The organism is Streptomyces sp. NPDC048565 (assembly GCF_040650935.1).
Classification (GTDB): Bacteria; Actinomycetota; Actinomycetes; order Streptomycetales; family Streptomycetaceae; genus Streptomyces.
In genome coordinates, this window is sequence record NZ_JBEZIH010000013.1 from 155,940 (window position 1) to 169,339 (window position 13,400).

Annotated in this window: 13 protein-coding genes and 1 pseudogene; 4 read left to right on the plus strand and 10 right to left on the minus strand. The window is 69.5% G+C overall.

The features are described from left to right. Nucleotides 1-90 precede the first annotated feature (90 nt). From AB0C75_RS18035 to AB0C75_RS18075, 9 genes and pseudogenes are all read right to left on the minus strand, one after another. Complete coding sequence (locus AB0C75_RS18035) at nt 91-846, minus strand: SDR family oxidoreductase (RefSeq protein ID WP_362891824.1); 756 nt, start codon at nt 844-846, stop codon at nt 91-93. A 22-nt stretch (nt 847-868) separates the two neighbouring features. Continuing rightward, entirely contained in the window at nt 869-1,630 is a 762-nt protein-coding gene (gene fabG, locus AB0C75_RS18040) for a 3-oxoacyl-ACP reductase FabG (RefSeq protein ID WP_362891826.1), read from the minus strand. Between the two features lie 156 nt (nt 1,631-1,786). Then, the gene (locus tag AB0C75_RS18045; RefSeq protein ID WP_362891828.1) at nt 1,787-2,170 is read right to left on the minus strand and encodes a DUF3037 domain-containing protein; all 384 of its coding nucleotides are present in this window, start codon (nt 2,168-2,170) and stop codon (nt 1,787-1,789) included. Then, nucleotides 2,167-3,051, minus strand: coding sequence for a HipA family kinase (locus AB0C75_RS18050; RefSeq protein ID WP_362891830.1), 885 nt, complete (start codon nt 3,049-3,051; stop codon nt 2,167-2,169). Before AB0C75_RS18050 ends, AB0C75_RS18045 begins: the two co-directional genes overlap by 4 nt. A 76-nt stretch (nt 3,052-3,127) precedes the next feature. Then, nucleotides 3,128-3,289, minus strand: a pseudogene (locus AB0C75_RS18055) (site-specific integrase); the annotation flags it as partial. Nucleotides 3,290-3,448: 159 nt separating this feature from the next. Beyond that, nucleotides 3,449-4,366 carry an AraC family transcriptional regulator gene (locus AB0C75_RS18060; RefSeq protein ID WP_362891832.1) on the minus strand — a complete coding sequence of 306 codons (918 nt, stop codon included), beginning with the start codon at nt 4,364-4,366 and terminating at the stop codon, nt 3,449-3,451. A 69-nt stretch (nt 4,367-4,435) separates the two neighbouring features. Next, nucleotides 4,436-5,344, minus strand: a complete 909-nt coding sequence (locus AB0C75_RS18065) for a zinc-binding dehydrogenase (protein ID WP_362891834.1) — start codon at nt 5,342-5,344, stop codon at nt 4,436-4,438. A 366-nt stretch (nt 5,345-5,710) separates the two neighbouring features. Continuing rightward, nucleotides 5,711-6,403, minus strand: a complete 693-nt coding sequence (locus tag AB0C75_RS18070; protein ID WP_362891836.1) for a response regulator — start codon at nt 6,401-6,403, stop codon at nt 5,711-5,713. Beyond that, a complete protein-coding gene (locus AB0C75_RS18075; protein ID WP_362891838.1) occupies nt 6,400-8,088 on the minus strand; it encodes a sensor histidine kinase in 1,689 nt (562 codons plus the stop codon). The genes AB0C75_RS18070 and AB0C75_RS18075 overlap by 4 nt, the downstream gene beginning before the upstream one ends. A gap of 212 nt (nt 8,089-8,300) precedes the next feature. Between AB0C75_RS18075 and AB0C75_RS18080 the strand changes: the two genes are divergently transcribed. From AB0C75_RS18080 to AB0C75_RS18095, 4 genes are all read left to right on the plus strand, one after another. Then, entirely contained in the window at nt 8,301-9,116 is an 816-nt protein-coding gene (locus AB0C75_RS18080; protein WP_362891840.1) for an ABC transporter ATP-binding protein, read from the plus strand. Beyond that, nucleotides 9,106-10,008 (plus strand): ABC transporter permease, encoded by a 903-nt coding sequence (locus AB0C75_RS18085; RefSeq protein WP_362891841.1) that lies wholly within the window; start codon nt 9,106-9,108, stop codon nt 10,006-10,008. Before AB0C75_RS18080 ends, AB0C75_RS18085 begins: the two co-directional genes overlap by 11 nt. 65 nt (nt 10,009-10,073) lie before the next feature. Further along, nucleotides 10,074-11,102 carry an ABC transporter substrate-binding protein gene (locus AB0C75_RS18090; protein ID WP_362891843.1) on the plus strand — a complete coding sequence of 343 codons (1,029 nt, stop codon included), beginning with the start codon at nt 10,074-10,076 and terminating at the stop codon, nt 11,100-11,102. Nucleotides 11,103-11,234: 132 nt separating this feature from the next. Next, nucleotides 11,235-12,440 (plus strand): cytochrome P450, encoded by a 1,206-nt coding sequence (locus AB0C75_RS18095; protein WP_362891908.1) that lies wholly within the window; start codon nt 11,235-11,237, stop codon nt 12,438-12,440. Here the strand turns inward: AB0C75_RS18095 and AB0C75_RS18100 are convergent, their stop codons facing one another. Beyond that, on the minus strand, nt 12,441-13,367 hold the full coding sequence (locus AB0C75_RS18100; RefSeq protein WP_362891845.1) for a LysR substrate-binding domain-containing protein: 927 nt from the start codon (nt 13,365-13,367) through the stop codon (nt 12,441-12,443). Between the last annotated feature and the right edge of the window lie 33 nt (nt 13,368-13,400).

Consider the following 13,400-nt stretch of genomic DNA (forward strand, 5'->3'; position numbering starts at 1 on the left):
CGGCAGACCATACCGCAGCGCCCCGCCGGGCAATTGGCTGACCCGGAGGGGCACTTGAGGCAACCAGGGCCAAACTGGCGTGTGTGTCCCTCAGCCGACGCCCGCGTTCAGGAAAATACCGCCGTCGACCACGAGTGTCTGCCCCGTGACCCAGTCGGACTGCTCGGACGTGAGGAACGCCGCCGCCCCGCCGATGTCCTGCGGGACACCGAGCCGGCCGAGCGGGTAGGCGGCCGCCGCCTCGGCTTCACGGCCCTCGTACAGGGCCTCGGCGAACTTGGTCTTCACGACGGCGGGTGCGATCGCGTTGACCCGCACGACCGGCGCGAACTCGTGCGCCAGCTGGAGGGTCAGATTGACCATGGCGGCCTTGCTCATGCCGTAGGCACCGATGAACGGTGACGCGGAGACGCCCGCGACCGAGGCGATGTTGACGATCGCCCCGCCGTTCTCCCGCTGCCACGCCTTCCAGGTCTGCTGGGCGAATCCGAGCGCCGAGATCACATTGGTCTCGTAGACCTTGCGGGCGACGTTGAGGTCGAGCTCGGCCATCGGGCCGAAGACGGGGTTCGTACCGGCGTTGTTGATCAGATGGTCGACCCGGCCGAACACCTCCATGGCGCGCTCGACGGCCGCGGCCTGGTGCGCCTCGTCGTGCGCCTTGCCCGCGACGCCGATCGCCCGGTCGGCGCCGAGCTTCTCTACGGCCTCCTTCAGCGCGTCCTCGCCACGGCCGGTGATGACGACCCGGTCGCCTCGGGCGACGAGCGCCTCGGCGATGCCGTAGCCGATGCCCCGGCTCGCGCCCGTGATGAGCGCGACCTTGCCACTGTCCTGCACAGTCATGTTGTCCGTTGCCCTTCCGGGGTCAGTTGAGCGGTCCGCCGGCGACATACATGACCTGCCCGGACACGAAGCCCGCGTCCTCGCCGGTGAAGAAGGCGATGGCGTTGGCGATGTCCTCGGGACGCCCCACACGCTGCACGGGGATCTGCGTCGCGGCGGCGGCCTGGAACTCCTCGAAGCCCATGCCGACCCGCGCCGCCGTCTGGGCGGTCATCTCGGTGACGATGAAACCGGGGGCGACGGCGTTGGCGGTCACGCCGAACTTGCCGAGCTCCTTGGCGAGCGTCTTGGTGAAGCCCTGGAGGCCGGCCTTGACGGCGGAGTAGTTGGCCTGCCCGCGGTTACCCAGCGCCGAGGAGGACGAGAGCGAGACGATGCGGCCGAACTTGGCGTTCACCATGTGCGACTGGACGGCCTTGGCCATCAGGAACGCGCCCTTGAGGTGGACGTTCATCACGAGGTCCCAGTCGGACTCGCTCATCTTGAAGAGCAGGTTGTCGCGGAGCACGCCCGCGTTGTTGACGAGGATCGTCGGGGCGCCCAGCTCGGCGGCCACGCGCGCGACGGCAGCCTCCACCTGGGCACTGTCCGACACGTCGCAGCCGACGGCGAGCGCCTTGCCCCCGGCGGCGGTGATCTTCTCGACCGTGTCCTTGCACGCCGCCTCGTCGAGGTCGAGTACGGCGACGGCGCGGCCCTCGGCCGCCAGGCGTACGGCGGTGGCGGCGCCGATGCCCCGTGCCGCTCCCGTCACGATGGCGACGCGCTGCTCGGTGGTGGACATGCTTGGTTCTCCTCGCCCTTGGATCGCGGCTCAGCGGACGTCAGGAAGTTCCCGATAACTGAGCAACCGCTTAGTACCTTCAGCAGACGAGACGCTAGAAGCCCTGGCACCCGGTGTCAACGGCACACGGGAGCGCGGGCGCATGTCACATCCGGATCAGTGCACCAGCAGATCGAGGAGCCGCTCGGTCTCGGCGGCCGGGTCCATGGTCAGACCGCTGTGCACGACGCCCGGCTGCACGACCGTGGAGCGTGGCGCGATCAGCCAGCGAAAGCGCCGCCCCGCGTCGTCGCCGGCCGCCTGGCCCGCCGCGTCGCCGCCACCGCAAACCCCTTCGACCGCCCGCAGCGCGGCCCGCACCCCGACCACGTCGGCATTCGGGTCCAGCGCCTTGAGCTTGTGCTCGTCCAGGTGAGTCCGCGCGGCGACGAAGGACTTGGCCCGGCAGTAGACGAGCACGCCCGCGTTGAAGCACTCACCGCGCTCCACGCGCGGGACGACCCGCAGGACCGCGTACTCGAAGACATCGCGCTCGCTCATCGGCCGCCGTCCTTGCTGTCGCGTCCGGCGCCCGCAGACGCGTCGCGGTCCTTCTTGGTGGGATGCGGCCAGGGGGTCAGATGCTCGGTGAGCCATCCGGGGGCCTGGGAGGGCCGGGACTTCACGGGTTCTTCCGTGAGGATGCGCTCATGGATGCTCCCGGCACGCGCCAGCAGCGGCTCCACGTACGCGCGGCGCAGCTGGTCCGTGCTCTCGAAGCCCGGCTCGTCAGCCAGCCACGCGTCCGGCACCTCGGCCGCCACCTCGGTCAGGAGCTCTTCCGTGACGAGCGGCGCGAGCTCGGCGGCCGCGGCGGCGACGTCAGGCCCGAAGGGGGCGAGTACATGGTCGGAGGCGTTGTACGGCTTCGCCGCGGAGGCCTGCGCCCCGGGCCAGTTGTGGTGCCAGATCATGGTGGCCCCGTGGTCGATCAGCCACGGTTCACCGTGCCACACGAGCATGTTGGGGTTGCGCCACGACCGGTCGACGTTGTTGATCAGCGCGTCGAACCAGACGACCTTGCCGGCCTCCGCCGCGCCCACCTCGTAGGCCAGCGGGTCGAATCCGAGCGAACCGGGCAGAAAGTCCATCCCGAGATTCAGCCCGGCGCTGGCCTTCAGAAGCTCCTGCACCTCCTGGTCCGGCTCGGCGAGGCCGATGACGGGGTCCAGCTGAATGGTCACCAGGTCCGGCACCCGCAGTCCGAGCCTGCGGCCGAGCTCCCCGCAGATGACCTCCGCGACGAGGGTCTTACGGCCCTGGCCGGCTCCGGTGAATTTCATGACATACGTACCCAGGTCGTCGGCCTCGACGATCCCGGGCAGCGAACCGCCCTCCCGTAGAGGCGTGACATAGCGGGTTGCGGTCACTTCATTCAGCATTTTCCCAGGCCATCCATCTCTTCAACCTTACGATCCACGGTAAGTCCTGGAGGAGTGCACCAGCATGAATCACTCGTCAACGGGCCCGGGGAGAATCTGAGGAGTTACGAATCGCCTCCCGATCCACCCTCTCCCCGCGCAGTCCGTCGATGGCGGTGCGCCCGTCACTTCCCGCCTCCGGCATGAAGTGAGCATAGTAACCGAGGGTGATCGCGGGCGAAGAATGGCCCAGCCACCGCCCCCTTTGCCGACGGTGCCACGCAGCCGGCCATACCGCCGGCACATCCCTGCCTGCCCCGCAGAGCGACCCGACAGAAGAGTGCTGCTCGCGCTACGCCACCGATGTGGGCACTGAGGGGACGGCACCCGACTGGTGCTGACCTCTCCCGAGCCCGGATCACTTGCGAAGTCGAGAACGGTACTCGCCCGGGGCCGTGCCTCGGGCACGTCTGAACGCTCGGCTGAAAGCGTGCGGAGAGCCGTATCCGACCGCGCCGGAGATCGACTCGACCGGCTCATCGGTATCGCGGAGCCGGACGGACGCCAGGTCGATGCGCCACTGCGTCACGTACGCGCCCGGCGTCTGTCCGAGGGCGGACCGGAAACGCCTGGACAGCGTCGCCCGGGAGACGCTCGTCGCGGCGGCCAGGGTCTCCGTGGTCCAGGGGTGTTCCGGTTGGGCGTGGACACACGCCAGAGCGTCGCGCACGACCGGATCACGCATCGCCCCCAGCCATGAGCCGGACTGCTCCTGCGGGTGGCGGGCCAGCCAGGCGCGTACGAACTGGACGAGCAGAAGGTCGACGATGCTGTTGATGGCGGCGGTGGTGCCGATCTGCGGCTGTGCGAGCTCAGCGGCAAGAAGTTTGACGGTCCTTCTGAGCTGCGCGTTCTCCCGGGCTGTGACGTGCATCGGCCGAGCGAGGGAGGTAAGCACCGGTGTGCGCACCTCCGGGTCCTGCTCATAGTGCAGGACGATCACTTCCGTCTGCACCGGCGCCGAGCCCAGCCGCAGGGCCCGGCCATCGTCAAAGGCCCGGGCCGCCGCCTCACGGTCGCAGGAACCCATCGTCACGCCGGCGCCGCCGGCTAGCCCGTGTGCGGTGCCCGGCGAGACCAGGACGGCGTCTCCGGCCTGCACTTGAAGGGGTTCCTCGCCCGTGACGTGGAGCCACATCGTGCCGCGGGAGACCACGTGCAGTGCCGCTCCTGGGTAGGTGTCCAACCACAGGCCCCAGGTTCCTCCGGCCTTCAGCACGACCCCGAGGGCCCCACGCGCACCCGAGACACGCAAGACCTCCGCGAGCATATCCATGGGTCCATTCTCGTCCACCGCCGCGAACCGCCCACCGGCGGGCGAGGCGCATGCTTTTCGTCCGCAGCGTCAGGCCACGTCAAGGACGGCCTTTCCGTGCACCTTCCGCGCGAACAGCGCCTGGACGGCGTCGCCCACGTCCTGCCAGTCGCCTCGCAGTCCGACCGGTGCCGAGAGCCTCCCGGCGGCCATGAGGCCCAGCAGATCCGTCAGCTCCCCGCTGGTCGGCGTCATGTCGCCGTAGGTGGCGATGCTGCGGGGTTCGCCGAAGCCGAACAAGGCCCCTGACGGGAACGTGGTCTCCTGCCCCGAGGAGTGACCGACCAGGTGGATGGTGCCGCCCTCGGCGAGGGAACTCCACGCCTGGGCCACCAGCGGCCCGCCGACCGTGTCCAGGACGAGGTCGAACCGGTCCCCGGTCTCGGCCAGGTCTGTCAGGACCTTGTCGGCGCCGAGTTCACGGAGCCCGGCGGCCCGCTCCGGCGAACCGACGAGTGCCGTCACCCGGGCGCCCGCCAGCGCCGCCAGCTGGACGGCGAAGTGCCCCACGCCCCCGCTGGCACCGGTGATCAGAACGTTGCGCGCCAGCAGGGAACGCTTGCGCAGCACCCGCAGTGGGGTGACTCCGGCGATCCCCAGCGCGGCGGCGTCAGCCAGATCCACGCCCTCGGGGACGGTGCCGAGCGAGGCGGGGCTGACTGCCACCCGCTCCGCCCACGCGTGGCTAGCCATTCCCACTGCGACGCGGGTACCTTCGGGCGGCCCTGAGCCGTCGGATGCGGCGCGCACCACGACGCCGGCCGCGTCATGACCGTGCACGGCGCCGGCCGGCCACTGGTCCACGTAATTCAGCTCTCCGAAGTTGAGACCGATGTGTCGTATCTCCACCAAGGCCTCGCCGGTGGACGGTATGGGCTCATCGACATCGGCGAACCGGACGGGTCCGGCCTCACTGTGATCGACCACAAGGGCGCGCATAACGGGTGTGTCCTTCTCTCGTGGGTGCGCCTCAGCACTCGGCGCGGCAACAGATCGAGTGCGCAGATGCCGCACTGCCGCCTTCTTGAAACCCTACGCAGGACCGGGACAGCGACCAGTCCCGTGAGAATCAATCAGTTGACGATCTGTGTCAGTGCGACTCGCGGAGCGTCGAGCCCTGCACCCATCCCGTGGATCACTCTGTGACGGGCACAGACGTGCCCGGCAACGTCCACGCCCTGGAGCGGTACGCGCGTCCTGGCGTCGACGCGGTCGCCCGGGCACGCCGCCCAGCGGAGCCGAAGAAATCAGGGCGGTGGGTTTCTCGCGAACCGACCTGCGCAAGGTGAGCCCGTCCGCTCGCCTTCAGGGGGCTCCCACCCATGAGTACAGGTGTTCAGGACGGCCCGTGTCGCCGTACTTCAGGGTGAGCCTGATGTGTCCCACGCCCTCGAGGTACTTCAGATACCGCTGGGCGGTGGACCGGCTGACGCCGGTCCGCGCCGCGACCTCGTGGGCCGAGAGCGGCAGAGCGCTGCGCGTCAGGGCTCCGCGGATCAGGCCGACCGTGGCGGTCGAGTGGCCCTTGGGCAGGGCGGGCCGGGGTGGCTCGGCCGTCTTGAACGCGCTGAAGATCCGGTCGATCTGGTCCTGTCCCGCTTCACTGGTCCTGGCCGTGCCGTCGAGTGAGCGGCGCAGGGCCGCGTAACCTTCCAGCCGCGCGCGCAGGCTCGAGAAGGTGAAGGGCTTGACCAGATACTGCAGCGCCCCGTAGCGCTGCGCCATCTGTACGGTCGCCAGGTCACGGGCGGCCGTCACCATGATCACGTCTGTGTGATGGCCGAGCTGGCGCAGCCGGCGGATCAGGGTCACCCCTGTCTCGTCCGGCAGATAGTGGTCGAGCAGGACGAGGTCCACGGTGGTGCGTTCCACGCTGAGCAGTGCCTGGGCCGCGTTGTGCGCACGGCCCACCACCGTGAATCCCGGGACACGGGCCACATAGGCGGAGTTGATCTCGGCCACATGGAAGTCGTCGTCCACGACCAGGACGTTGATCATCGTGCACCACCGACCGTGCTGAGCCCGGCGCCGGCGCACTCTCCCGTGTCCGGACCCTGGATGATCATTTCAGGCAGGATCACGGTGAACACCGCGCCGCCTCCCGGTCGGGCGGTCACCCGGGCCGTCCCGCCGTAGCGCTCGGCCAGCCGGCGGACCAGGGACAGTCCGATTCCCCGGCCGTGCGGGCGGACACCGCCTCGCCCGACCGCCTCGGGACGGGGGCCGGCGCAGGCCGGGGGCTTGGTGCTGTACCCCTCGGTGAAGATGGCCTCCCGTGCCGCCGGGGGGACACCGGGGCCCGTGTCGGAGACCTGGAGCAGCACGGTGGCGCCCTCCGCCCACAGCTCCGCCTCCACGAAGGAGTCCGCGCCGCGCTTCTCCACGGCGGCGTCGAGGGCGTTGTCGATCAGGTTTCCCAGCACCGTCACGAGATCACGCGGGGCCACCACCCGGTCGGGCAGCCGGGTACGGGAGCAGACACGCAGCTCGACCGTGCGCTCCGCGGCCACCACGGCCTTCCCGACGAGCAGTGCGGAGACCAGGGGATCGTGGACCCGCTCGGCGATCTCCTCAGCGGAGCTCCGGTGATCACCCACGGCGTGCGTGACGAAGTCGGCCGCCTGCGCGTACCTGCGCAGCTCCAGCAGCCCGAGCACGGTGTGCAGTCGATTGGCGTGCTCGTGGCCCTGTGCGCGCAGGGCCTCGAGAAGGCCTTGCGTGCTGTCGAGCTCGCGCCCGAGCAGTTCGACCTCGGTCCTGTCCCGCAGCGAGACCACAGCGCCACCGTCGGCGGTCGGCATCCGGTTGACCACAAGCACGCGGTCACCGCTCACGGTCAGGAGGTCGGCGCCCTCGACCCGGCCGGCCAGGACGTCCGCGGTGCGGCCGGCGGGCATGACGGCGTCGAGGTCGTAGTCCGTCATGTCGGTGTCCAGACCGAGCAGCCGGGCCGCCTCGTCGTTGACGAGCCGGATCCTGCCGCGGGGGTCGAACGCGATCACACCCTCACGGATCCCGTGCAGCATCGCCTCCCGTTCGTCGAGCAGTGCCGAGATGTCGGAGAAGGCGATGCCATGGGTGCGGCGACGCAGGCGCCGGGAGACCACGACCGCCACTCCTGCCCCCACCGCCAGGGCCGCCGCCGCGCAGAGCAGGAGCGCGGGGAGTGCTCCGATCAGTCGGTGGCGCACGCTGTCGTAGGCGATGCCGACGGATACGGCTCCGACGACGTCGCCCGAGCTGTCGTACAGGGGGACCTTCGCGCGGGCCGAACGCCCCAGCGTGCCGCTGTCGATCTGCCTGATCTCACGGCCCGACAGCGGGTCGCTCGGGTCGGTGGACACGTGCCTGCCGATCTCGGCCGTCGTCGTGTGCGACCAGCGCACTCCCCGCACGTCCATCGTCACCACGTAGAGCGCCCCGGTGGCTCGCCTGATGCGCTCGGCCTCCCGCTGGACGGGACCGTCCGGTGTCGGCCTGGTCTCCAGGAGCCCTCGGGTGATGGCCGGGTCCGCCGCGGTCGTCTGGGCTATCGCCAGGGCTCGGTGCATGGCCTCCTCGTCGAGCTCGCGGGCGAGGGGCGCGGTGAAGAGGCTGATGGCCAGGACCACGACTCCGGTCGTGATGGCCAGTTGCACGGCCAGGACCTGTCCGGAGAGCCGTTGGGGCCAGCGTGGGCGCATGGTCTCCTCTTCCTTCCGTGGGCCTGTGCGGAGCCGTCCCCTTTGCTCCTGTGTAACCGCAAGGTAAACGGCCCACGGATCCCTGCCCACCCCTGTGCGCGGGATCGTGATTCTCGAGTGAGCACAACGAGCAGAACAGGTACTACGGGCACAACGGCGAGTTGTGCCCACAAGGCTGTCGCCGTGCGACGGCCGCTCCTACGGTCCCGGTCATGAGCATTCAGAAACGTCCGGTCATCGAGTTGCGGGGAGCGAGCAAGGTGTTCCGCACGCCGTCCGGTGGCCTGCACACTGCCGTACTCGATCTGAACCTCACCGTCGAGCAGGGCGAGTTCGTCGCCGTGGTGGGGCCCACCGGCTGCGGGAAGTCCACCACTCTGACCCTGGTGAGCGGGTTGGAGGAGGCCACCGAGGGCGAGGTCCTCGTCAGCGGGGCTCCGGTGTCCGGCATCGGCGACAAGGTCGGCTTCGTCTTCCAGCAGGACGCGGTGTTCCCCTGGCGGTCGGTTCTCTCCAATGTGATGGCGGGGCCACGGTTCCGTGGAGTGCCCAAGGCGGAGGCCAGGGACCGTGCTCGCTCCTGGCTGGCGCGCGTCGGCCTCAGCTCGTTCGAGGACCGCTACCCGCACCAGCTGTCCGGCGGGCAGCGCAAGCGCGTCGCACTCGCGGCCACCTTCGTGAACGACCCCGAACTCCTGCTCATGGACGAGCCGTTCTCGGCGCTCGATGTGCAGACGCGGGCTCTGATGTCCGACGAACTGCTGGACCTGTGGGCGGGCACCGGTGCCTCGGTCGTCTTCGTGACCCACGACCTGGAGGAGTCCATCGCCCTTGCGGACAAGGTCGTCGTCATGACGGCCGGTCCTGCGACCGTCAAGGAGATCTTCACCATCGATCTGCCGCGTCCCCGGCAGGTCGAGGCCGTACGGCTGGAACCGCGTTTCGTGGAGATCTACCGCGAGATCTGGTCCTCGCTCGGTGAAGAGGTCCGCATCACCCGTGAACGGAGTGCGTCCGATGCCGCTTGACAGCACCTCGGCACCCGCCGGGAAACCACAGGTCGAGAGCACGAGCGCGGGCACGACCGAGACCTCGGGCGGGACACGCGCGCAGGCTCGCGCCCGGGCCGCGCGTAATCGCCGCATCACCGTCTACAGCGCCCGTGTCCTCCTGCTGATCGCACTGCTGGGCCTGTGGGAGTGGCTGGCCAGGTCAGCGGTCATCGATCCGTTCAACTTCTCCATGCCGTCGAAGATCTGGGACCAGATAAGCCGGTGGGCGACGGACGGAACCCCGCAGGGCAGCCTGTGGGAACAGATCTGGTACACGCTGTACGAGGCTCTGGTCGGCTGGATCATCGGTGTGATCGGCGGTGTCATTCTCGGAATCGCGCTGGGCAGGGTCCGCTTCCTGTCCGATGTGCTGGGGCCCTACATCAAGGTGCTCAACGCGCTGCCCCGCATCGTCCTCGCACCGATCTTCCTGATCTGGTTCGGTCTCGGCCCCGCCTCGAAGATCGCCTCGGCCGTGGTGCTCGTCTTCTTCCCTGTCTTCTTCAACGCCTTCCAGGGCGCCCGCGAGGTGGACCGGAACCTGGTCGCCAACGCGCGGATCCTCGGAGCGACCAACCGGCAGGTCACCTTCCAGGTCGTCATTCCATCGGCGACCTCATGGATCTTCACCAGCCTGCATGTGAGTTTCGGCTTCGCCCTGATCGGCGCGATCGTCGGGGAGTACATCGGCGCCACCAAGGGCCTCGGCCTGCTCGTCTCGGCGTCCCAGGGCACCTTCAACGCCGCCGGGGTCTACGCGGCCATGGTGATCCTCGCGGTCGTCGCCCTGCTCGCCGAGGCGCTGCTGTCCTTCCTCGAACGCAGCCTCTTCCGATGGAAGCCTGCCGACGCCGGCGACGGCCGCTGACCCTCGCCGCCTCCCCGGGAAAACCCGGCAACCTCCGGCCTCATCACACTCACAAGGACGTGACCATGCGTAGCCATCTCAAGGCATCCGTTGCCGCTGCCGCGACCGTGCTGGCCCTGACCTCCGCCAGTGCCTGCGGCGGGGACTCATCCACCGGGGCCGACGGCGGCCGGCTCAAGATCATGGTCGGCGGCCTGGACAAGGTCATCTACATGCCGGCGATGCTCACCCAGAAGCTCGGCTACTTCGAGGCCGAGGGGCTCGACGTCCAGTTGCTGACCGAGCCCGCCGGCGTACAGGCCACCACCTCGCTCGTCTCCGGTGATGTGCAGGGTGTCGTGGGCTTCTACGACCACACCCTCGACCTTCAGGTGAAGGGGAAGGAGGTCGAGTCGGTCGTGCAGCTCTCGCACACCTCGGGCGAGGTGGAGGTGGTGTCCAACGCCGCCGCGGACGAGATCAAGTCCCCGAAGGACTTCTCCGGCAAGAAGCTGGGCGTCACCGGCCTCGGTTCCTCCACCGACTTCCTCACCAAGTACCTCGCGGTGAAGAACGGGGTGCAGACCGACCGGATCACCCCCGTGGCCGTGGGCGCCGGGCAGACGTTCATCTCCGCGCTCCAGCAGAACTCCATCCAGGCGGGGATGACCACGGACCCGACCGTCACACAGATCCTCGACAAGAAGGTCGGCAAGGTACTTGTCGACATGCGCACACCCGAGGGCTCGCAGGAGGCGCTCGGCGGCCCCTATCCGTCCTCCAGCCTGTACATGAACACGAGCTGGGTGAACGACAACAAGGAGACGGTGCAGAAGCTGGCCGACGCCTTCGTGAAGACTCTCAAGTGGATGGCAGGACACTCGCCCGAGGAGATCGCGGCGAAGATGCCGGCCGACTACGCACAGGGCGGCGAGGAGTTGTACGCCAAGGCCATCAAGAGCACCCTGCCGATGTTCACCGAGGACGGTGTGATGCCGAAGGACGGCCCGGAGACCGTCGAGCGGGTCCTGAAGGCGTTCAACCCCAACCTCAAGGACGCGAAGGTCGATCTCGGCAAGACCTACACCACGGAGTTCGTGGAGAAGGCGGGCTGACCACCACGCGGGGGGCGGCTGTCCCATAATCGAAGGGTGCCGTGGGCGGGCTGCGAAGCCCGCTTCCTCCTTCCGTCTGGAGCCCCGTTGAACACGCCACCGGTCAACTCCGCACCTGCCGGCCCGCACCGCATGGACCCCTCCGGCGGCTGTCCGCACGCGGCCAACGCCCGTCTGCTGTCGCGGGGTTCCGTCGCCCCGGTGGTCCTGCCCGGTGAGGTGCGGGGCATGGCGGTGCTGGGCCACGACGCCCTCAGGGACTTCCTCGCGCACCCCGATGCCGCGAAGGACGCACGGCACTTCGCGGCGCTCCAGGCCGGTGAGATACCTGACGGCTGGCCGCTGAAGGCGTTCGCGACGGTGCAGGGGGTGACCACCGCGGACGGTGCCGACCACCGGCGGCTGCGGTCCTTGATGAGCAAGGCGTTCACCGCACGCCGTGTCGAGGAACTCCGGCCGCGCATCGAGGCGTTGACGGCCTCGCTGCTGGACGGCCTGGACCGGGCCGCGTCCGCCGGTGACGGTGTCGTCGATCTGCGTACGCACTTCGCGTTGCCGTTGCCCATGGGTGTCATCTGCGAACTGCTGGGCGTGGACGCCCGGCACCACGACCGGCTGCACCATCTGTCGAATCGCGTCGTCGCCACCGACACGGCGCCCGAGGAGGCCATGGCGGCCAACCGGGAGATGCTGGAGGTGCTCGGCGCGGTCGCGGCCGCGAAGGCGGAGGATCCGGGTGACGACCTCATCAGCGCGCTGCTCGCGGCCCGCGAGGCGGACGGCGACCGGCTCGGCCCGCACGAGCTGATCGGCACCCTGATGCTCACCATCATCGCCGGCCACGAGACGACACTCAATCTGATCACCAACGCCGTACGTGCCCTGTGTGCCCACCGGGACCAGCTCACCCTGGTCCGCTCGGGCGGGGCGAGCTGGGCGGATGTGGTGGAGGAGACGCTGCGCTGGGACAGCCCGGTCAGCTACTTCCCGTTCCGTTACCCGACCCGCGACCTGACACTCGACGGCACCCTGATCCCCAAGGGGACCCCGGTGCTCGCGGGTTACTCCGCGGCGGGCCGCGACACGTCGGCGTACGGCCCGGACGCCGGGCGCTTCGACATCACCCGCGCCGGCGGGACCCGGCACCTCTCGCTCGGCCATGGTGCGCACTACTGCATGGGCGCCCCGCTGGCCCGGATGGAGGGCACCACCGCGCTGGCCCAGTTGTTCACGCGCTTCCCCGACCTCGATCTCGCCGTCCCGGAGGCCGAACTGCCGCGCCACGCCTCCTTCGTGGGCAACAGCGTGCGGTCGCTGCCGGTACGCCTGCGGAGCTGATCACTCCGAAGTGGCAGGCATCGGCGCGTGCAGGGCCAGGCCGGCGGCGCGCAAGGCCCCGACGGCGGCCCTGATCGACGGCCGCCGGTCCGCGTCCGCGCGCCACACCGCGTGGACATGACGTCGCATCGGCTGGCGCACCGGCACCAGGCTGACACCGTCCGGCACCGGCCCTCTTCCCAGCCGGGGTGCCACACAGACGCCGAATCCGGCGGCGATCAGGGCGAGCTGCGTGTGGTGCTCGCCCGCGAGATGCGCGATGCGGGGCTCGATGCCGGTGGACCGCAGGGTGAACATCAGCCAGTCGTAACAGAATTCACCCTCCGGCCAGGACACCCAGTCGTCGTCGGCGAAGTCCTCGATGTCCACCTCGGCCCGGCCGGCCAGGGGGTGGCCGACGGGCATGGCGATGTCCGGTGCGTCGTCGAGGAGTTCGGCCCTGGCCATACCCCCGGGGACCGGCAGGCGCTTGTTGCTCCAGTCGAGCACCACGGCGAGATCGACATCGCCCCGGAGCACCGCGCGGATTCCGCCCTCCGGCTCCAGCTCCGTCGTACGCAGCCTGAGCTCGGGGTGCTCGGCGCGAAGCGCGGTGAGAGCAGCGGGGAACAGACCACGGGCGGCCGTCGGGAAGGCCGCGAGCCGTACCTCGCCCACCACCTGGCCGCGCTGGGCCTCGATGTCGGACTGCGCGACCTCCACCTGCGAAAGGATCTTCGCGGCGTGGCCGGCGAGCAGCCGGCCGGCGTCGGTGAGGCGGATGCCACGCCCGTTCCTGGCCAGGAGCTGCTGTCCCACCTCGCGCTCCAGTTTGGCCATCTGCTGGGACACCGCGGACGTGGTGACGTGAAGGCCGTCGGCCGCGCCGCTCACGGAACCGTGCCGTGCCAGGGCGTCCAGGGTCCGCAGCCGCTCCAGATTCAACATGTAAGCAATACTACGCCAAGGAGCCAACGAACT

Coding starts and splice junctions, on each gene's coding strand:
- AB0C75_RS18035 (WP_362891824.1), bottom strand. CDS start 846: ATGACTGTGCAGGACAGTGGCAAGGTCGCGCTCATCACGGGCGCGAGC.
- AB0C75_RS18065 (WP_362891834.1), bottom strand. CDS start 5,344: ATGCGCGCCCTTGTGGTCGATCACAGTGAGGCCGGACCCGTCCGGTTC.
- AB0C75_RS18060 (WP_362891832.1), bottom strand. CDS start 4,366: ATGGATATGCTCGCGGAGGTCTTGCGTGTCTCGGGTGCGCGTGGGGCC.
- AB0C75_RS18075 (WP_362891838.1), bottom strand. CDS start 8,088: ATGCGCCCACGCTGGCCCCAACGGCTCTCCGGACAGGTCCTGGCCGTG.
- AB0C75_RS18090 (WP_362891843.1), top strand. CDS start 10,074: ATGCGTAGCCATCTCAAGGCATCCGTTGCCGCTGCCGCGACCGTGCTG.
- AB0C75_RS18050 (WP_362891830.1), bottom strand. CDS start 3,051: ATGCTGAATGAAGTGACCGCAACCCGCTATGTCACGCCTCTACGGGAG.
- AB0C75_RS18045 (WP_362891828.1), bottom strand. CDS start 2,170: ATGAGCGAGCGCGATGTCTTCGAGTACGCGGTCCTGCGGGTCGTCCCG.
- fabG (WP_362891826.1), bottom strand. CDS start 1,630: ATGTCCACCACCGAGCAGCGCGTCGCCATCGTGACGGGAGCGGCACGG.
- AB0C75_RS18070 (WP_362891836.1), bottom strand. CDS start 6,403: ATGATCAACGTCCTGGTCGTGGACGACGACTTCCATGTGGCCGAGATC.
- AB0C75_RS18100 (WP_362891845.1), bottom strand. CDS start 13,367: ATGTTGAATCTGGAGCGGCTGCGGACCCTGGACGCCCTGGCACGGCAC.
- AB0C75_RS18080 (WP_362891840.1), top strand. CDS start 8,301: ATGAGCATTCAGAAACGTCCGGTCATCGAGTTGCGGGGAGCGAGCAAG.
- AB0C75_RS18085 (WP_362891841.1), top strand. CDS start 9,106: ATGCCGCTTGACAGCACCTCGGCACCCGCCGGGAAACCACAGGTCGAG.
- AB0C75_RS18095 (WP_362891908.1), top strand. CDS start 11,235: ATGGACCCCTCCGGCGGCTGTCCGCACGCGGCCAACGCCCGTCTGCTG.